The 20,458-nt window shown below is 41.0% G+C and carries 17 protein-coding genes, 1 tRNA gene and 1 pseudogene; 13 read left to right on the forward strand and 6 right to left on the reverse strand.

Going from position 1 to position 20,458, the window contains the following annotated elements; translation table 11 throughout:
- Window positions 1–344: 344 nt before the first annotated feature.
- Window positions 345–420 (reverse strand) — tRNA-Asn (locus WAZ74_RS05260).
- A gap of 386 nt (window positions 421–806) precedes the next feature.
- Here WAZ74_RS05260 and WAZ74_RS05265 point away from each other — a divergent pair.
- The 8 genes from WAZ74_RS05265 to WAZ74_RS05300 all read left to right on the forward strand — a co-directional run bounded on the left by WAZ74_RS05265 (window position 807) and on the right by WAZ74_RS05300 (window position 9,360).
- Window positions 807–1,544: an SDR family NAD(P)-dependent oxidoreductase gene (locus WAZ74_RS05265; RefSeq protein ID WP_422306532.1), complete on the forward strand. Its 738-nt coding sequence runs from the start codon at window positions 807–809 to the stop codon at window positions 1,542–1,544.
- 102 nt (window positions 1,545–1,646) lie between these two features.
- Window positions 1,647–3,344: an NAD(P)/FAD-dependent oxidoreductase gene (locus WAZ74_RS05270; RefSeq protein WP_422306534.1), complete on the forward strand. Its 1,698-nt coding sequence runs from the start codon at window positions 1,647–1,649 to the stop codon at window positions 3,342–3,344.
- Window positions 3,345–3,418: 74 nt separating this feature from the next.
- Entirely contained in the window at window positions 3,419–4,465 is a 1,047-nt protein-coding gene (locus tag WAZ74_RS05275) for a DUF1365 domain-containing protein (protein WP_422306536.1), read from the forward strand.
- A 97-nt stretch (window positions 4,466–4,562) separates the two neighbouring features.
- Window positions 4,563–5,957, forward strand: a complete 1,395-nt coding sequence (locus tag WAZ74_RS05280) for a class I SAM-dependent methyltransferase (protein ID WP_422306538.1) — start codon at window positions 4,563–4,565, stop codon at window positions 5,955–5,957.
- 82 nt (window positions 5,958–6,039) lie between these two features.
- The gene (locus tag WAZ74_RS05285; RefSeq protein WP_422306540.1) at window positions 6,040–6,450 is read left to right on the forward strand and encodes a DUF2177 family protein; all 411 of its coding nucleotides are present in this window, start codon (window positions 6,040–6,042) and stop codon (window positions 6,448–6,450) included.
- A gap of 320 nt (window positions 6,451–6,770) precedes the next feature.
- Entirely contained in the window at window positions 6,771–7,325 is a 555-nt protein-coding gene (locus WAZ74_RS05290) for an acyl-CoA thioesterase (RefSeq protein ID WP_422306542.1), read from the forward strand.
- A 216-nt stretch (window positions 7,326–7,541) separates the two neighbouring features.
- Window positions 7,542–8,633: a cation diffusion facilitator family transporter gene (locus WAZ74_RS05295; RefSeq protein WP_422306544.1), complete on the forward strand. Its 1,092-nt coding sequence runs from the start codon at window positions 7,542–7,544 to the stop codon at window positions 8,631–8,633.
- Between the two features lie 25 nt (window positions 8,634–8,658).
- Entirely contained in the window at window positions 8,659–9,360 is a 702-nt protein-coding gene (locus WAZ74_RS05300) for a DUF2059 domain-containing protein (RefSeq protein ID WP_422306546.1), read from the forward strand.
- 135 nt (window positions 9,361–9,495) lie between these two features.
- On the opposite strand, the gene dps is transcribed toward WAZ74_RS05300, so the two are convergent.
- Both dps and WAZ74_RS05310 read right to left on the reverse strand, forming a co-directional pair.
- Window positions 9,496–9,978, reverse strand: coding sequence for a DNA starvation/stationary phase protection protein Dps (gene dps / locus WAZ74_RS05305; protein WP_422306548.1), 483 nt, complete (start codon window positions 9,976–9,978; stop codon window positions 9,496–9,498).
- A gap of 337 nt (window positions 9,979–10,315) precedes the next feature.
- On the reverse strand, window positions 10,316–10,735 hold the full coding sequence (locus WAZ74_RS05310; protein WP_422306550.1) for a GFA family protein: 420 nt from the start codon (window positions 10,733–10,735) through the stop codon (window positions 10,316–10,318).
- A gap of 184 nt (window positions 10,736–10,919) precedes the next feature.
- Here WAZ74_RS05310 and uvrB point away from each other — a divergent pair, with 184 nt between their 5' ends.
- The 3 genes from uvrB (at window position 10,920) to WAZ74_RS05325 (ending at window position 14,236) form a co-directional block, all read left to right on the forward strand.
- Window positions 10,920–13,031, forward strand: coding sequence for an excinuclease ABC subunit UvrB (gene uvrB, locus WAZ74_RS05315; RefSeq protein WP_422306552.1), 2,112 nt, complete (start codon window positions 10,920–10,922; stop codon window positions 13,029–13,031).
- Between the two features lie 127 nt (window positions 13,032–13,158).
- The gene (locus WAZ74_RS05320; RefSeq protein ID WP_422306554.1) at window positions 13,159–13,638 is read left to right on the forward strand and encodes a hypothetical protein; all 480 of its coding nucleotides are present in this window, start codon (window positions 13,159–13,161) and stop codon (window positions 13,636–13,638) included.
- A 229-nt stretch (window positions 13,639–13,867) separates the two neighbouring features.
- Window positions 13,868–14,236: a hypothetical protein gene (locus WAZ74_RS05325; protein WP_422306556.1), complete on the forward strand. Its 369-nt coding sequence runs from the start codon at window positions 13,868–13,870 to the stop codon at window positions 14,234–14,236.
- 128 nt (window positions 14,237–14,364) lie between these two features.
- On the opposite strand, the gene WAZ74_RS05330 is transcribed toward WAZ74_RS05325, so the two are convergent.
- The 3 genes from WAZ74_RS05330 to WAZ74_RS05340 form a co-directional block, all read right to left on the reverse strand.
- On the reverse strand, window positions 14,365–14,751 hold the full coding sequence (locus tag WAZ74_RS05330; RefSeq protein ID WP_422306558.1) for a hypothetical protein: 387 nt from the start codon (window positions 14,749–14,751) through the stop codon (window positions 14,365–14,367).
- A gap of 181 nt (window positions 14,752–14,932) precedes the next feature.
- Window positions 14,933–15,979, reverse strand: coding sequence for a lipoyl synthase (gene lipA, locus WAZ74_RS05335; RefSeq protein ID WP_422306560.1), 1,047 nt, complete (start codon window positions 15,977–15,979; stop codon window positions 14,933–14,935).
- Window positions 15,980–16,154: 175 nt separating this feature from the next.
- Window positions 16,155–16,499 carry a carboxymuconolactone decarboxylase family protein gene (locus tag WAZ74_RS05340; protein ID WP_422306562.1) on the reverse strand — a complete coding sequence of 115 codons (345 nt, stop codon included), beginning with the start codon at window positions 16,497–16,499 and terminating at the stop codon, window positions 16,155–16,157.
- A gap of 564 nt (window positions 16,500–17,063) precedes the next feature.
- On the opposite strand from WAZ74_RS05340, the gene acnB reads away from it, so the two are divergent.
- Window positions 17,064–19,667 carry a bifunctional aconitate hydratase 2/2-methylisocitrate dehydratase gene (acnB, locus tag WAZ74_RS05345; protein WP_422306564.1) on the forward strand — a complete coding sequence of 868 codons (2,604 nt, stop codon included), beginning with the start codon at window positions 17,064–17,066 and terminating at the stop codon, window positions 19,665–19,667.
- A 190-nt stretch (window positions 19,668–19,857) separates the two neighbouring features.
- Window positions 19,858–20,458, forward strand: a pseudogene (locus WAZ74_RS05350) (transposase); the annotation flags it as partial.

Raw genomic sequence — 20,458 nt, forward strand, 5'->3', positions numbered from 1 at the left:
AAGTGATACAGCGTGACTGGTATTTATTTTTTGCAGCCTCTGTCAGCGTAGACACAGCAAGCAATAAAAATTCATATCAGTTACGCGGCACTACAATACGTATCTTTTTTATTTAGTATCGATTATAACTCTTAGACTCATTTTATTGACTGATTTTATTCTGCAAGACAGTCAATAACTTAATGATTGATATTATGAGACTCTAAAGGACTATCGATTTTAGGACTTATAAGCTTATAGAATAGAAAATAGCAGCCATAAAAAAACCCCCATCAAAGTGATGAGGGTCTTGGCAAATGCCATAATCGAATCAAAAATGACTCAAAGATTTTACTACTAAAATATGGCTCTCCAACCTGGGCTCGAACCAGGGACACACGGATTAACAGTCCGTTGCTCTACCAACTGAGCTATTGGAGAATAAGCTGTAAGTGTTTAATTACTTACAACGAGCTTAGAAAGTCTCTAACGAGTTCTTGCTAAGTGGGGCGTATTCTAACAAAGATAAAAAATAGGTCAAGCTTTTTTTTGCATATTTTTATAGATAAAAGCATCAATATTATGAAAAACGATTTTATACAGCAAGCTTATCTACTATTTTATATATATGTCTGTTTGCGAAGTAACAACAAATTGAGACGCTTAGTTAGACTATAATTGTTTAGATTTTATAAATAAAAATGGCTGTTAGTTAATAAAAATGCTACTAATACGCTAGGCTCAACAATAATAATTACTAAATTATTAAAGCTTTATCGAAGCTAAAAAATTAATAAGATAAAAAATCACTAAAAAGGATATTTATGATGACAAACTCTCCTAAAAAACAACATATTCTCATTACTGGTGCGACCTCTGGCATTGGTTACCAATTGGCAAAAGACTATCTGCTAGAAGGGCAGCATGTCTATGCCGTTGGTCGTGATGAGGAAGCGTTGGCTGAGCTCACATCATTAGGAGCAGAAAGTATTAATTTAGATCTCATGGATCGAGATAAAGTGATTGCAGCTTTTGACAAAATCAGTGAGGTTGATTTGGCGATTTGTGGCGCTGGCATGTGTGAGTATTTAGATATGCCAAACTTTGATAGCAGTGTTTTTATGAAAGTAATGTCAGTGAATATGGGTACGTTATCGCATGCCATTGAGGGAGTGTTGCCAAAGCTGATCGCCTCACGTGGTCGTTTAGTTGGCATCGGTTCAGCGTCGGCCTATGTGCCTTTTGCCCGTGCCGAAGCTTATGGTAGCTCAAAGGCGGCCATCCATTATTTGATGAAAACCTTACAGATTAGCCTTGCACCTCAAGGTGTAGCCGTGAGTTTGGTAGTCCCTGGATTTGTGGAAACCCCGATGACCAAGCAAAACGACTTTCCGATGCCATTTCTCCAGACGCCAGAGCAGGCAAGTCAAGCGATTCGCGATGGTATAAAGAGTGGTCATGAGGTCATCGAATTCCCCAAAAAACTCACCATGCCATTAAAAGTATTGGGGACGTTGCCAGATTTGGTCTGGAAGCAAGTCAGTGAAAAAATGAATAAAAAATAGTCAATCGTGATAGTTCCGAAAACATAGTAAAGCAAATAGCATGTTAAAAAATACAACGTGTTAAAGAAGATAGCGTTTAAAAAAACAACAAGGAACGCCTTTATGTCGTTTATCCACCGTAAACGTAAAAGTACAGAAATAATGGCTAAAAAATCCAGCAGTATTTTACAAGATTCTCCCAATACTCAAGCTAAAAAGCGTATTGCTATCATCGGCTCGGGCGTGTCAGGACTGACTTGTGCTCATTACTTAGCGCCGCAGCATGACGTCACGGTATTTGAAGCCAGTGATTATATTGGCGGACATGTGAATACTATCGATGTGATGCTGCAAGAGGGCAAAAAGGCAAAACCAAGCAAAGTAGAGAAAAGTGCGATAGATACTGGCTTTATCGTCTTTAATGAGCGTACCTATCCTAATTTCTTCCGCTTACTTCATGAGCTGCAAGTACCGTTTCAAGCAACGGATATGAGTTTCTCAGTTAAAAATACCGCACGACATTTTGAATATAACGGTCATACGCTCAATACCTTATTATCGCAGCGAAAGAATATTCTTAACCCTAAGTTTTGGGGATTTATCACTGATATTTTGCGGTTTAATAAGCAGGTTCGTCAGCTGCGCCAAGATTATGATGCGGCTCGCACGCAAGGACAGGATGTCAGTGTGTTTACTGAGCAAACGCTAGGCGATTATCTTAGTAACAGTAAATACGGCGATTTATTTACGGATAATTATCTATTGCCAATGGTATCTGCTATTTGGTCAACCAGTTTGAGTGAAGTGCAAGATTTCCCCTTGGTTTTCTTTGCCCAATTTTTCGATAATCATGGATTGCTGGATGTGGTCAATCGTCCGCAGTGGTTTACGATAAGAGGTGGCTCTAAGCAGTACGTGAATAAGTTGGTGACACGCTTTGTAAAAGCTGGTGGCACCATTCGGGTTAATAGTCCGGTGCAGTCAGTTACTCGCGAAGATAATAAAGTGACATTGAAAGTTATAGATACAACAGATAATAAGACGCAAGCACTCGTGTTTGATGAGGTTATCTTTGCTTGTCATGCAGATACAGCGCTCAAAATATTACAAGATACTAATCCTGTTGAACAAGAAGTATTGAGCCATTTTAAATTTACAAGTAATACAGCGATTCTACACACCGATACGACCGTCTTGCCAGACAAGCCACTTGCATGGGCAAGTTGGAATTATTTACTTGATAATAAAAATGCTACTCAGCATAGTAATGAAAAGTCGCAAGACTCAGTGAAACCAGTATTGACCTATCATATGAATATCTTACAGCGCTTAACCAAGCAGCATAATTACTTAGTGACGCTGAATCATGAAGTGGATGAAAGCCAAGTTATTAAGCGAATTGACTATAGCCATCCTGTATTCAATAACGAAATGATTGCCGCGCAAGGTGAGTGGTCACGTATTTCTGGTAGTGGTTTACATACTCATTTCTGCGGTGCCTATTGGTTTAATGGCTTCCATGAAGATGGCGTACGCAGCGCTCTGCGTGTTTGTCAGGCACTAGAATGCAGCATTGATATTAAGGATAGCGTTGACCCAAGTCATTTACCTGATGCCGAAAGTGCGCATACGCCGTTTCGCTATAAAGATCTGCCGGTAAAAGCAGATAAACAGTTACGTAAACTCAAAAAACGTAAGGTAGTGACTGCCACGACCAATCAAGAGTTAGTGGAATATATCGCGACTTTACAGCCAAATACTGAAGTATTTAATAAGAAAAAACTGGGTTTCTTTGCTCGTCGTAAAGCTAAAAACATATAGCATAATTAATTAAAGAGGTCACTATGACTGGTTCAATACCTCCAATAATGCCTTCAATATCTAAGTCTGACAGGATGCCAAAACAAGCTTTATATGATGATCATGTAAGATTGCCGCATCAACTGTTTCATGGAACCACATGGCATAGTAGGTTATTACCGAATTTGCATAAATTTGCTTATCCTTATCGTTATTGGGGCGTCAATATTAGTGCTCTGGCAGTAGGACAAGCACTTCCAGAAGTAGAGACAGCAATCCTTAGCAACAATAAAATGCTAAGAAAACTATCGTTAAGTAAATTATCGTTGAGTAAATTGTTATCAAAAGGACTGCCATTATTTTCAGCAAAGAAAAAAGCATTGCAGCAGTTTTATCCTGATGACTATCTACAAGGACTAAGTTCACAAGAGTCGAATAGCCTAAGTAAAAATAAAGATTCTGATGATAAAGAAAGATATTTAACGGATGCACAAGCGCTTGAACAACGTCTAATTCAAGCATTTACAGAACGGACGGGTAGTGCGCCAACAGGCGATATGATTGGTATGGTTGTTTGCCGCAATGCCGGTATTTATTTTAGCCCAGTGAATTTCTACTTAGGGTTTGATGAACAGCAGACACCAAGCCATTTATTGGCTGAAGTATCGAATACGCCTTGGGATAAACGTCATTATTATGGATTTCTATTAGATGGCGAGAATACTGAATTTCGTCATGATAAGGACTTTCATGTGTCACCGTTTAATCCTATTGATCAGCAGTATCAGTGGCAAGTAACGATAAAGAATACAGTAAAAAGCTCAGTGAAAAGTACAGTAAAAAACGATTCGAAAAAACAGCCAGATAACGGCTTGCAAGTTCGTATTGCTATTAATATCAGTGATAAGCGTGGTGAAGTATTAAAAACGGGCATAAAGATGTCAGGTACGCCAATGACAGCGACGACGATTCGCCATAGCTTGCGTAAAAACCCGCTGATGAATGTGACTTCTTTAACGCGTATTTATTGGCATGCTTTTAAACTCTACGCTATTAAAAAAATACCTTATATTAATTACGATGAAAAGTTAGCGGATAGCCAACAGCAAAATAAAAATACTAAAAATGATATTCCTCGATAGAGGACGTTTTAGAAAACTGATAAATAACTATGCCAATAGCCACCAGCCCGACTTCAACATATAAGATATAGAACACTTAGACAAGGATGAGTAGATAATGACAGCCCGACCCACCGATAGAGCACCCGCTTCAAAATTAGGAAAAATCACTGCTCGCATGAGCCAAACAGTTAACGAAAGTACGATTTTGCAACCAGTCAGTAACAGCGTGAGTTATTTGGCAAAACAAGCCATATTCCGCGCTTTAAAGCATATTCAATTTGGTAGCATCACGATTATTGAAGACTTTACTGGACAGCCGTCCAAGACTCATCATTTTGGCTGTAAATCTTCTAATACTAAGAATAGCTCAGCTATTGGTCGTCATCCATTAGATGTGACGCTCATGATTCATGATAGTGCCGTCTATCGTCAGCTGTTATTCGGTGGCTCTATTGCGCTAGCGGACAGCTATATCAATGGTGAGTGGGATACGGATGATTTAACGGGATTGATTCGACTGGCAGCACGTAACTTAGCGGTGCTTAATAAATTAGAGAATCGCTTTGCTGGGATCAGTAAAACACTGGAGAAGGCAAATCATAAGCTGCGTAGTAATGATCAATCGGGTTCAAAGTCGAATATTTTAGCGCATTACGATTTGGGCAATGATATGTACCAGCGCTTTTTGGATGAGACGATGATGTACTCATCGGCGGTCTATAAAAATCCAGATGCGACATTGGCTGAGGCGCAGCAGCATAAACTGGCGCTTATTTGCCAACGCCTACAACTCACCGCTGAAGATCATGTAATAGAGATTGGAACAGGTTGGGGCGGTTTTGCTATTTATGCGGCAAAGCATTATGGCTGTCATATAACGACGACGACGATCTCAGACGCGCAATACGAAGAGGCGCAGCGCCGTGTCAAAGCTGCTGGACTCTCTGATAAAATCACCCTGCTTAAGCAAGACTATCGCGAGCTGGCAGGACAGTATGACAAATTGGTCAGTATTGAGATGATTGAAGCGGTCGGTCATGAATATTTGCCGACGTTTTTTGCTAAATGTAATCGCTTGCTCAAGCCGACGGGTTTAATGGTGCTGCAAGCTATCACTTTTAATGATCAAAATTATCAGAACTATATAGAGTCAGTGGATTTTATCCAGACTCATATTTTCCCAGGTGGTTGCTTGTTATCCAATCAAGAGTTGAATACGCAGTTTACCGAACAGACAGATATGGTTGTCAAGCAGCTGCACGATTATGGTTTTGACTACGCGCATACGCTGCGAGACTGGCGCAGCGCATTTATGGCGCAGCGCGAAGAGATAAAAGCGCTCGGTTATGACGAAGCTTTTATCCGCTTGTGGGAATTTTATTTTTGCTACTGCGAAGGTGGGTTCTTAGAGCGTACGATTGGGGTGGTACAAGTCACAGCGGTCAAACCAGACAATATCAATACGTTGCATTTTTCTGATTTACCAAGTGCCGAGAGCATGACTACTTAACTGCTTAATCAAACAATAAGTTTGAATCGCATATATGCAACTCATATTTCATATTTAGCGACCATTATAAAAGGATATTATCATGGGTTATATATATATTTATCTTGCCTCCGTTGCTATATTTTTGGGTATTGATGCGGTTTGGCTCAAGACAATGACGGGGCTTTTCTATGAAAAGCGTATCGGACATTTGCTCGCTGATGAGCCTAATATGATTGCAGCTGGCGTGTTTTATATGTTCTATCTGCTGGCACTTTGTATCATCATTTTATACCCACAAATCAAAGCAAACGCTTCGCTGTTTCATATTTTCTTACTGGGTGGTCTAATAGGGCTGATGGCTTATGGCACTTATGATTTTACCAGCTTAGCATTATATAAAGGTTTTACATTAGATACAGCACTAGTAGATTTTGCATGGGGTGGAATTTTAACTGGCACAGTGAGTACTATTGTCGCTTGGCTTGCGTACCGTTTCCATTGGTTAAGCTAACAACGGGCTAGTTGGCTTAGCGTTATAAGTTGAATGCTATAGCTATTTTAATATAAAAAAGAGAAAACGTGCTACTGGAATGAATTTTTTGCAGCCTCTGTCACGCTTACGAACAGCACGCAAGAAAAATCTATACCCGTAGTACGTTATTGCAAACGTATCTCCTTTATTGAAGACTGACTATATATATTTAAATGCTATAAAATTTATGTGTTTATACCATTAATATTACTTCTTCACGGGCGCTCATTTGCGCTATATCAAATCCTGCTGTATAAATGATATTCAAAAATAGGTTTTTGATAACGTTAAGGAATATTATGTCGCAATACAACACCAGCTCAACTGCCAAAAGAGCACCATTAAACCATGAGCTATACATGTCAGTACTCATGACACCCGATATGGCCAATTTTATTGGCAATGTCCATGGTGGTGATCTGCTAAAGATGTTGGATCAAGTCGCTTATGCTTGTGCCAGTCGTTATAGCGGTAGTTATGTGGTGACGCTATCGGTCGATCAAGTCATGTTCCGTGAGCCTATTTACGTCGGCGAATTGGTTACTTTTGCTGCCAGTGTCAACTATGTCGGTAACACCTCAATGGAGATAGGTATTCGTGTTGAGTCAGAAGACGTCCGCGCGCGTACGGTTCGCCATACCAATAGCTGCTATTTTACGATGGTAGCGATTGATGATAAGGGTAAGCCAACACCGGTACCTGAGCTTGAGATTAAAGATGCCATGCAGCAATGCCGCTTTGATGCGGGCTTAGAGCGTAAAAATATGCGTATGGAAGGCTCGCATCGTCCTAGCTGTGATATCAGTAACATGGCAGATGAAAAAATGGTTGGAGAGCTTACTGCTCCTAGGTAGAGTATCAAAAAGAAGCAGTTTGAAAAAAGCAGTTGTTTAAAAAGTACGCTATCTAAACGTTAGGGAATTCAATTCCTAAACAAAGCCTCACGAAAATATCACTGATAACTCACGGTTTTTTGACTAAATTGAATGATTAATAAGATGAATAAAGACGATGAAACTCTATCATTGTCTTTACTTTATTTATTGTAAATATCATTGATAGAGTCTCATATGAGTTTAAAGCCATCAAAACCCGATTCAACATCTCATTCATTGCCGCGTGATAATCATGCTCGTGGTAATCGCCTCTCTGAATCTACGGTTTCTCCCAATTCTGTCACTGACCCTTTCTCGAGTCCCTTGACTAAAAACGATGATAAAAAATCTGGATCATTAATCACAGTGCTGATTGCGGTCGGTGCCAATGTTCTGATTGCTATCGCCAAAACATTCGGGGCGTTTACAACAGGCTCGGCTTCTATGATTGCAGAAGCAGCGCATTCTTGGGCGGATGCGGGTAACGGTACTTTATTGCTTGTTGCTGAGAAAAAATCAGTCAAACCTGCCGATAAAAGCCATCCATTAGGCTACGGTAAAGAGTCCTATGTTTGGTCGATGATTGCTGCCTTTGGTGTCTTTATGGCCGGCTCGATCGTCTCTATTTATACTGGTATCACCGAGTGGAATGCTGCTGAGACCGAGACCAACTACACCATTGGTTTTATTATCTTGGCAGTTGCCTTTGTACTGGAAGGCTTTTCACTGATGCAAGCTTATTTGCAAAGTAAAAAGCAAGGTGAAGTGCTTAACATTAGTGCCGTCGGTTACGTGATTGACACCTCAAACCCCACTTTACGAGGCGTTTTCTTTGAGGATTTAGCGGCTGTCATCGGTTTAGTGATAGCCGCTGCTGCAATGGGCATGCATGCCTATACTGGAGCGCCATTTTGGGATGCGCTAGGCTCTATTATCGTAGGCATATTATTAGGTGCGGTGGCAATATTTCTCATCAGTCGTAATCGTGATTTTTTGGTTGGGTATAAAGTATCAGAAAGAATGCACTGCTATGTGTTGGGTAAGCTCATCGATCATCCGGATATCGATAGCGTCTCCTACCTACATCTAGAATGGGTCGGACCGAAGAAGATATTTATGGTAGCAGCAGTAGATTTTGCAGGGAATCCAGAAGAAGAAACCCTAGCGCATAAGCTTGAAGCTATCGAAAATCAATTCCGTGCTAGTGATTTATTTCAAGAAGCCATTTTGACTTTATCAGTGCCGAATGCTGAGATTTTACGCTTACCTGATAATGAAAATTCATAATTCATAATAATAATGAGGTAATAATATGAAAAGTCCTTTAAATAATCTAACGAAAAACGCCAACCGCCATACAAAAATAGTATCGCCTTTACTTGCATTGGTAGTAGCGACATTGATGGCAGGTACTGCTGTACAAGCCAATGCAGAATTAGTCGTCCACAGTGATGCAAATAAAATTCAACCCGCAAAAATGGCCAAATTATCATCTTATAGCGTGAAAAATATTGATAAAGAACAAATTGTTAACCGTCAGCTAGCTACTGATATCTCTATTATTAAGCTTATGCAAGTGATGCATATTGATGAGCAAATACAATCTATCGTCGATGGCAAGCAGGCTGCTATTGATGCAATTAATACGCAGACTCAAACTCAACAGGCGAGTGATAAACCATTAAATAAGCGTCAACTTGAGCTGCAAAATCAGATTCAAAGCGTTTTAGGTCAATATGCAAAAATCATGACCAATGGGATAGGCGATACGGCAGATATTCAAACCTTAACGCAAGCCTATATCAGTGCCGCAAAAACCTACTATACGCAAGCAGAGGTGGATGCCCAAATCACATTTTACGACACTACTGTCGGTCAAAATATTTTAGCAAAACAGCCGCAGATTACTGCTGCCTTTTTAAAGCAATCCTTACCTGATGATACCAGTGCGACCGAAGCGCAATTGAGCGAGCTACTGCCGCAGATGAAGCAAATAGTAAAAAGTATTTTTTAACCTAGCTGCTTTTACATTATTTTTTAACTTATCTATTGTAAAGTTATATTCAGAACAAGCGTACATAAAAAAGGTCACCAACTAGGTGACCTTTTCGTTTTGTGCTTTATAGCTATTATTTATTCTATACAAACTTTATTTCTTTGGTGCATTAGCACCGATAAACCAAGCATCTTTATCGACAGTACGGCTCACTTCAGTCAATAAGTCAGCGGTATCTTCATCGCCCGCATCACCAGCAGCGTCAATCCCTTCACGCAAAGACGCAGCAATGGTCTTATAGCGATTGGTCAGCTCACGAACATGCTGATCAACGTCAGTAATATCAGTCGGGTAAGTCTCTAAGATAGAGTCTTCAACCACACGTTTAGAGATACCATTGGCCTTACCGCCAAGGATAACAATGCGTTCAGCGACTGTATCATAAGCTTCAGTTAAGCGCCCATAAGTGTCATCTAATAACTGATGTACACCGATAAAGCCAGTACCTTGCAGATTCCAATGACATTGCTTGCTGTCCATACTCAAATCAATTAGATTTGCTAGGTTAGCGTTTAGCAGATCAATCATTTTCTTTGCGGTTGCGTCATCTATTCCACTTGCGTAACGTTCTCTCATATTTTGCTCCATTATTTTATTTTACTAAGTTTGAGTTTTTAACTAATATCAACAGCGCTTTAAATTTTTATTTATTAAGGTGTTGCTGACTGCTTATTAATTCATTACCGATAATAACAGCTTAAACAGCAGATAAAACCCTCAAGCGTTATGCTTTATGAGGTGGTCATGTAATAAGTGTGTTAACTGTGAAAAGCTTTGTAAATATAGTTAGTAAAATAGACAGTTTAATAACAATCACTGCACACGCTAGCATTTTCAATATCGTTTAGATTAAGCTTTTTAATACAGGTATGTGAGTTTTGAACCTCATAAGCACTTTGAACCTAATCAGTACTTAGTCTTTTGGTCTAATGCCTTTCTCTGCGAATTTATCAAAAAGTTGTTGCTGGGTTAAGTTGACTGTGTCATTGGCAAATTCATAATAATCAGGCTTTCTATCAATGAAAATCTGGCTTTCAAAAGTAAAGTTGCTGTGACCCTGAAATAATCCAAGCGACAGTACATAAGTCTCAGAGCCAAGCTGGTGATAATACAGATTGGTGCCGCATTTATTACAAAATGCACGCTCTGCCCATGCTGAAGAGGGATAGACCGTCATTGAGTCTTCGCCCTGAATATCAGGTTTCGAGTGGCTATGTATCGCCATTAATGGTCCGCTACCCCAACGGCGGCACATGGTGCAATGGCACGCCTCAAAGGTATTGATATCTTCTAATTCGATGGTGACGTTACCGCACAAACAGTGACCTTTCATAACTCGTTCCTTGATTAATAGTCACTAAACTATACCTGAGTTTTTATAATTTTTATTGAGTGTTTGTGCATCCATGTGTGGGTGTTTAGCGCAATAAATGACCTTTAAAAATAAAGGTTTAACCCCATATTGTTATAAACCTAATCTCTTATAACCTTTTATAAATACCAGGAAGACAACCATTATGCGAATGCCTGAACCGCGCTCGTCGCGTCAGCTAAACCAATTGGCCACTCAGCTACAAGGCGAAGCTGAAATTAGTGGTGTCAATGCGTCTGGTACGCAAATATCAAGTCGCGCCTTTGAAATGGTCACGGAATTTAAGCCAGCAGGCGATCAGCCACAAGCGATCAAAAAGCTGGTTAACGGTATCAATTCTGGTATGGATGAGCAGTTGTTACTTGGGGTGACGGGTTCTGGTAAGACCTATACCATGGCCAAGGTCATCTCTGAGACGCAACGTCCAACCATTATCATGGCACATAATAAGACCCTTGCTGCTCAGTTATATGGGGAATTTAAATCGTTCTTCCCTAACAACGCAGTTGAGTATTTTGTCAGTTACTATGACTATTATCAGCCGGAAGCTTATGTGGCTGCTAGCGATACCTTTATCGAAAAAGATAGTGCTATCAATGATCATATTGATCAAATGCGTCTTTCAGCCACGCGTGCTTTATTAGAGCGTCGTGATGCAATTATCGTTGCTTCGGTATCGTGTATCTATGGTTTGGGTGATCCAGAAAGTTACCTAAAAATGCTGCTGCATGTCGTCGTCGGTGACAAAATAGACCGCACTGCGACGATTAAACGTCTGGTTGAAATGCAATATATGCGTAACGAGCTGGACTTCGGGCGTGGTACGTATCGTCTGCGCGGTGAGCTGTTAGATATCTATCCTGCTGAGTCTGAACAGCTGGCGGTACGTGTCCATCTGTTTGACAATGAAGTAGAAAAAATCACATGGTTTGACCCTTTAACGGGTAAAACAGTGCGTACGGTGCCGCGTATTACTATCTATCCGAAGTCGCATTATGTGACACCGCGCAATAAATTAGAGGCAGCAACCCATACGATTCGCGCTGAGCTTGAGCCACGTTTAGAGTATTTCCGCGACAATAATAAACTGGTTGAGGCGCAGCGTCTAAAAGAGCGTACCCAGTATGATCTTGAGATGATTCAGCAGCTCGGCTATTGTAATGGTATCGAAAACTACTCGCAGCATCTCTCTGGTCGTCCGTCAGGTGAGGCACCGCCGACGCTATTTGATTATATTCCAGAAGATGCGTTGCTATTCATTGATGAATCGCACGTGACGGTATCGCAAATTGGTGCGATGTATAAAGGCGATAGATCGCGTAAAGAGAATCTCGTCAATTACGGCTTTCGTCTACCAAGTGCGATGAATAACCGCCCGATGAAGTTTGAAGAATGGGAACGTATCAAGCCGAAGACCATTTATGTCAGCGCCACGCCCGCGATGTATGAGCTTGAGCATAGTGAGCAAGTGGTAGAGCAAGTGGTGCGTCCAACCGGTCTGATTGACCCTGAGATTGAAATCCGTCCAGTATTGACGCAAGTCGATGATGTGTTGTCTGAGATTACTAAACGCCGTGAAAAAGATGAGCGTGTGCTAATCACGACCTTGACCAAGCGTATGTCAGAGGATTTGACCAGTTATCTGAAAGAATACGATGTCAAAGTCGCTTATCTACACTCTGATATTGATACCCTTGAGCGTATGCAAATTATCCATGAGCTGCGTACTGGTGTGCATGACGTGCTGGTCGGTATTAACTTACTGCGTGAAGGACTTGATATGCCTGAAGTGTCATTGGTTGCGATATTTGATGCGGACAAAGAGGGCTTTTTGCGTTCTGAGCGTGCCTTGATTCAGACCATTGGTCGTGCTGCGCGTCATATTAATGGTAAAGCGATTCTCTATGCCGACCGTATCACCAACAGCATGCAAAAAGCGATTGATGAGACCGATCGTCGCCGCGAAAAACAAGTAGCATTTAACCTTGAACATAACATCACGCCAACAGGCGCGCGCCGTAGTATCACGGATAAAATCGATACAGGTGACGACCATAATGCCAATGATAATCAAGTGATTCCAATTAAGAGTAATCTGCCCGATGTTGATATTAGTATCTTACGTAGCCCTGATTTATTGGCTAAAGAAATCAATCGTCTTGAGAAGCTCATGAAGCAATTTTCACGTGATTTGAAGTTTGAGGATGCGGCAAAAACGCGTGATAAAGTGTTGGAGCTTAAAGCGCATTTGATTTAGAAGTGTTGTAAGTTCGATAAATAGGGTGGGTTGGCTTTTGGCTGACGTGCCTTATTTTATTATTACATCTAAGTATTAGGATAAACTGGAATAAAATTAAATGCATAAATTTAGTGAACTCGTAGAAATGTCTACATTATCAACACTTAACGCAATGAATCAAAATTATGAGCTAATATCGAAAGAACTAGAAATAAGTGGGAGCACTTCATTAGTTAAGTCTTTACAGACAATGAATCTACAGAAAACAATATATATCGTTGGAGTATTTTCATTTTCAGAATCAATGCTACAGACGGCGCTAGAATGTAAAAATGGTTTTATGCAAGCTGAAAAAGAGCTAAAAGCAAAAGGTGAAACTGAGTTAGTGAAAGAGTTTGAAATCTATAGGGCTGCTATTAATGTATTAAAACACGGTCAAGGTAGAAGCTACGACTTTTTACTTCAAAACAAAGCTAGTTTGTCATTTAAAATTAAAGATAAGGGTAAGTTTTTCTTTAACGAAGGTGATGTTTCAGAGATAACTGCTCTCATAGAAGTAGATGATAACTTCATCCTAAAGTGTACGAAGACTATTCAGCAGGTTTGTGAGGTTTTAGGGTTTTAGTATAAGTACAATTTATTATAGCGCACTTTAAATATGTTGAATTAACAAGTTTTTTACTCAATACAAGAGCTAACACTGACACTGTACGCTTTCCAATATTACACGTAGTTTTACACTTTCTAACTTAAAACAGATAGCTGCTTTATGTAGTATAGATTAATAAAGGATGGCTTCTGTGATAGCTATTTTGAATTAATTATATTTATAAGTTTTAGAAAGGAATATAGCTATGTTTGATATCAAGGCATTATTAAAAAGAGGCATAGAGAAAGAATTGCTCGATGTGGATGACTATATTTTCATGCCTGAGAGTGTAGAGATTATGGTGGATGATGGTCAGTTAAAGTGCATTTTAAACAGTGATGGTCGAGTCAATGTTTTTTATACTAAGCAAGGTATCACTGATGTGAGATCAGCGGCTCGTAAGCATCCATTCACCTCGTTTGAGACAGAACTGAATCATGGAATTTATGATGACATTATTCATGACTTGGTCAAAGAAGTGAATAAGATCCTTGATGGCAAATCAAAATATTTTCGCCGTAGAGTTTTACCGGTAGTAGTGCCTCAGAGTCTATCGAATGGTGAGGGCTTATAAAGAGTTAAATAATGAACGAATAAACACTATTGCGCTTGATAAAAAAAGAGGACGTTATGTTTAATAGCGCCCTCTTTTTTATTGCGTTATCTGTAATGCTTCAGCCTACAGGCTTTTATAGAAAATGCTTATTTAACGATACTCGAGTAACAACTTTGTAATGATTTCGCGACGACTCTGGTCACCAACTGGGCACGATATTGTGAGTCTAGTGCTGCATTACCTAATTCAATGATAGTGACTTGCTGCGGTGCTTGCTCACTTACGCAGCCGCAAACTCTCCCTTTTACCGCTTCTTCTTGGGCGTCAGTCATCGCGACACTGGCAATACGCCATGCATTTTGATTTTCAATCTGACTGCGACATTGATTATCAATAGCTGCTTTAAAGACGCTCATACCGATCTCGTTTGCAGTACCCATTGCATTGCCGGCATTTGTGTTTCCACCGGTTGTCGCACAACCAGATAGGGCAAAAGTAGCCATTAATGCTGTTGAAATAAATAATTTTTTCATAATCCATCCTTTGATATTTAATGTTTGTTGGTATTGTTAGCGCTGCTATTTTACAGCGTTTTAACGATATAAAAGCAGCCCTAAAAAATAAAAATAAAAGTAAAGCTCAAAAACGTGAATAAAAAAAGAGGCTGTTATAAGCCTCTTTTTTTATCGTGATACAAGTTTTTTCTAGATGACTTTAACAGCCAAGTTTACCTTCAGCAATCAGTGCTTTTTTGCTACGAATAGGTGCTGGGCAATCTTCGCCATAGTATTGACGATCGGCAAAGTAGCTTGAGCGTACCATAGGACCCGCCCAAATGTTAAAGAAGCCAATCTTTTTGCCATAATCCATGTAGCGTTGGAATTCATCCGGATGTACATAGCGATCGACTGGCGCGTGATTCTTACTCGGTTGCAAGTACTGACCAACGGTAATCATATCGACGTTGTGCGCTTTTAGATCATCAAGCAGCGTATAGATCTCTTCTTCAGTTTCACCAAGTCCAACCATAAAACCACATTTGGTCGCAATATCAGGACGGCGTTCTTTATAGATTTTGAGCAAATCTAATGAATGCTGATAATCAGAACCCGGACGGAAGGCTTTATATAGACGAGGCACGGTTTCGATATTATGGTTAAAGACGTCAGGCGCAGTTTCGGTTAATAAGTCTAAGGCGATATCCATACGACCACGGAAATCTGGTACTAAGATTTCAATCAAGCAATTTGGGCTTAATGCACGTGATTCATTCAATACTTCGACGAAATGCATCGCACCGCCGTCTTTTAGATCATCACGGTCAACAGAAGTGATGACGGCATACTTAAGCTCTAACCCTAAGATAGTCTCAGCGGTATGGCGCGGCTCATCTTTATCAAGCTCATTAGGGCGACCATGACCGACATCACAAAATGGGCAGCGACGGGTACAGATGTCACCCATAATCATAAAGGTAGCAGTGCCATCAGAGAAGCATTGCGCTAAGTTCGGGCAGGCGGCTTCTTCACAAACGGTAAAGAGCTTTTGCTCACGCAATTTAGCCTTAATACGGGCTACTTCAGCAGGTGAGGAGAGCTTAACCCGAATCCAATCTGGCTTTTTCTTGGCCTCGACGGTCGGGATGACTTTAATTGGGATACGCGCAACTTTATCGTAGCCACGTAGCTTTTCACCTTGGATGGCTTTTTTTGGTTTTGCGCGTGCAGCGGGAACGTGCGTTTGTACGGCGGCGTTTGTCATAATCGAATTATCTCTTAACCCTTGATAGAATAAGGGTTTATGGAATTATTAGAATGCTTTATGAATCGAGTTATTATAGCAGATATCAGGCAGGTGCTTTTTAAGAAATAGTACGAGGGTAAGCTTATTAAAGCTACTATTTAAGACTACTATGAATACGTGATTTAGCATAGTTTCATTTATTGATATCAATATTCAAATCATTTAGCACTTCTATGGCGGCACGAAACGCTTCTTGAGTGGCAGGCGCGCCGCAATAAGGCAAGCTATGCATGAGTACTTCTCGAATCTCAGTGACACTAGCACCATTATTTATAGCGCCTCGGATATGTCCTTTGAGCTCATTTGGGCTTTTTTGCGCAATCAAAAAAGCGATGGTGATTAAGGAGCGATATTTGCGCGGTAATACGGAATCATCCTGCCAAGTACTGCCCCAAGCATGTTCGATAATCCAGTCTTGCAAGGGCTGAGTAAATGGCGTTGCTGAGTCAAGCGAGCGTTTGACGTGCTCCGTGCCCATCACTTCGGTGCGAACTTTTAAACCGCTTTCATAATTAGCGTTTTGATCGATATCGTGACTGATACTGTGATTGGTGTTGCGATCTTCCTTGTCTTTATTTTCCATTATCATCCTTGATGTTGTCATTAAATAAATAGGGTGCGCCTCATTGAGGTTTTGTTATCAAATAGTATAACAGTCAAGCACGATTTATTTAACCGTTAATCGAGATATAGTTGATTCGATTTAATCATAACGTGCCTTTTCTTTTGAATGAATATACGGTCTTAACACCACTTTACTGCGAGTACATTTTTTAATGTTCAACGCTAAAATAAGTCCTTAGTATGAAAAATCAAGAATTTATGATATAGACACCATTAGTCATATTATTTATGGCACTATTTTTATAATAAATGTCCAATATGGCCTTATTATGCGCCTATTATCAGCTCAGCCATTAACATTTTGAGCGTTTTGAGCTATGATTGCACGGATAATTATTCAATGCAGTACATCGATGCAGGCGGTCATACTGACTACTCACGTGATGTACTGATTATTCAACTAACGAGGATGCCTATTGTGTTAGAAGCTTATCGTAAACATGTCGCAGAACGTGCCGAGCAAGGAACTGTACCCCTTCCACTTAATGAGAAGCAAGTAGCAGACTTAGTTGAGCTATTAAAAAATCCACCAGCGGGCGAAGATGCGTTCTTAATGGACTTGCTTGAAAACCGTATTCCTGCCGGTGTTGACCAAGCCGCTTATGTTAAAGCTGCATTTTTAGCCGCTATCGTTAAAGGTGAAGCGACCTCTTCACTAGTGAGTAAGAAAAAAGCGGTTCAAATCTTGGGTACGATGCAAGGTGGCTATAACGTTCAACCGTTAGTTGCTGCTCTTGATGATACCGATGTCGCACAAGAAGCTGCTGAAGCTTTGAAAAAAACATTGCTAGTATTTGACGCGTTCAATGACGTAACTGAAAAAGCTGAAGCGGGCAATACTATTGCTAAAGAAGTGGTTCAGTCTTGGGCTGACGCTGAATGGTTCTTGAGCCGTGACGCCGTCCCAGCAAAGACCACTTACACAACGTTTAAAATCACTGGCGAAACCAATACCGATGACTTGTCTCCTGCGCAAGATGCGTGGAGCCGTCCTGATATCCCATTACATTCATTAGCCATGCACAAAAACTCTCGTGACGGCATCACTGCTGACGTTGAGGGTGAAATTGGTCCAATGAAGCAAATTGAAGCGCTTAAAGAAAAAGGTCATCCACTTGCCTATGTTGGTGACGTGGTTGGAACTGGCTCTAGCCGTAAATCTGCGACTAACTCAGTATTGTGGTTGATGGGCGATGATATCCCTAACGTGCCAAATAAACGTGGCGGCGGTCTAGTACTAGGTAATAACATTGCACCTATCTTCTTCAATACCATGGAAGATTCTGGCGCATTACCAATCGAAAAAGTAGCGGTTGATAACCTAAACATGGGTGATGTGTTTGACATCTATCCGTATGATGGCAAAATCACCAAGCATGACTCTGATGAAGTACTATCAACCTTTAAGCTAAACTCGCCAACCTTGCTTGACGAAGTTCGTGCCGGTGGCCGTATTCCATTAATCGTTGGTCGTGGTTTGACCAATCGTGCTCGTGAATATATGGGTCTTGGTCATTCAGACGTATTTGCTAAGCCAGAAGAGCCAGTTGATACCGGTAAAGGCTTTACCTTAGCGCAAAAAATGGTTGGTAAAGCTTGTGGTCTAGCAGGCGTTCGTCCTGGTATGTACTGCGAACCAAAAATTACTACGGTCGGTAGTCAAGATACCACTGGTCCAATGACCCGTGATGAGTTAAAAGACTTAGCCTGCCTAGGTTTCCAAGCGGATTTAGTGATGCAGTCATTCTGTCATACAGCTGCTTATCCTAAGCCAGTTGATATCGAAACTCAGCATACGCTTCCTGACTTTATCATGAACCGTGGTGGCGTCAGCTTACGTCCAGGCGATGGTATCATTCACTCTTGGTTGAACCGTATGCTACTTCCAGATACCGTTGGTACTGGTGGTGACTCGCATACCCGTTTCCCAATTGGTATCTCATTCCCAGCGGGTTCTGGTCTAGTGGCCTTTGCTGCTGCGACTGGTGTTATGCCACTTGATATGCCTGAATCTGTCCGTGTCCGTTTCATCGGTGAGCGTCAAGCCGGTATCACGTTACGTGACTTGGTTCATGCCATTCCTTATCAAGCAATTAAAGAAGGTCTATTAACCGTTGATAAAAAAGGTAAAATTAACGAGTTTAACGGTCGTATTCTTGAGATTGAAGGTTTAGAAGATTTAACTGCTGAGCAAGCGTTTGAATTGTCTGATGCTTCAGCTGAGCGTAGTGCTGCTGGTTGTACGATTACGTTATCTGAAAAATCAGTTGCCGAGTATCTTACTTCGAACATCACCTTGTTAAAATGGATGATCTCAGAAGGTTACGGCGATGCGCGTACTATCAGCCGTCGTATCGAAGGTATGCAAGAGTGGTTGGCCAATCCAAGCCTGATGCGCGCTGACGAAGATGCAGAATATACCATCGATATGGTTATCGATATGTCTGAAATCAAAGAGCCAATTCTTTGCTGCCCGAATGATCCAGATGATGCAAAAACATTGGCAGATGTCGCTGGTGATACCATTGATGAAGTATTCATTGGTTCATGTATGACCAACATTGGTCATTTCCGCGCTGCCGGTAAATTGCTAAAAGATGTCCCAGCAGGTAGCTTGCAAACGCGTCTATGGATTGCGCCGCCAACCAAAATGGATGCGCGTCAATTGATGGAAGAGGGTTACTATAATATCTATGCACAAGCCGGCGCTCGTACTGAAATGCCAGGTTGTTCATTATGTATGGGCAACCAAGCGCGTATCGCACCGAACTCTACTGCGGTATCGACCTCAACCCGTAACTTCCCGAACCGTTTGGGTCAAGGTGCTAACGTCTATCTAGCATCTGCTGAATTGGCTTCTGTTGCTGCGGTATTGGGTAAATTACCAACCAACGAAGAGTATCAGCAGTATGCTGGTATGCTTGATAGCATGGGCGAAGAAGTGTATCAGTACATGAACTTCGACCGTATGGAAACCTATACAGAAGAAGCGGACAAAATTAACGTTGCTCAGTTGACCTAATTTTGGTCAAATCTTAAATTAAACGTTTTTAAGTCTTAAAAATAAACCCCGTATCGTAATGATGCGGGGTTTTTCGTTTTCAATATCAATAATACATTCAACTATAATCACGACAGGAGTTGTCGTGAGCTATGCTGAAGAAACCGTACAAGTAGACTTGGTAAACTAAGTACAATAACCGGAGTTTACCATGACCAAGAAAATCAGAACTTATAGTGCAGCATTCAAAGCCGAAGCCGTTAAGAAAATAGCAGATAACAACGGTAATATTTCAGCCACCGCAAAGCAGCTTGGCATCGCCATGCAGACCTTATCGAATTGGAGCAATAAAGCCAATCAAGGCAAACTTGCAGGTACAGAGCAGTACGATCCACAGCTGATGGCTGTGATAGAAGAGAATAAGCGCTTAAAGCGCCAGCTGAAAGTGGCTGAAGAGGAGCGCGAGATACTAAAAAAGGCGACAGCGTACTTCGCGAAAAACAGCCCGTAAAGTATGCTTTTATCAAAGACAACCAGCAGATATTTAACATCAGCAGCATGTGCCGTGTGTTAAGCGTCAAGCCATCAAGTTATTATGATTGGGCAAAGCGTGGCCTCAGTGAGCAGCAGATATATCGAAACCAGTGCGAGTTGCTAGTTCGTGCGGCTCATACTGATACCGGGCAGCGCTATGGTTATGAGCGTTTACATGCCCGGCTAACTGAGCAAGGGCATCATATTAGCCAATACATGGTTAGAAGTATCAAACAAGAATATGGCATCAAATGCCGTCGTCATAAGCGCTTTAAAGT

This window comes from Psychrobacter sp., assembly GCF_049295055.1.
Classification (GTDB): Bacteria; Pseudomonadota; Gammaproteobacteria; order Pseudomonadales; family Moraxellaceae; genus Psychrobacter.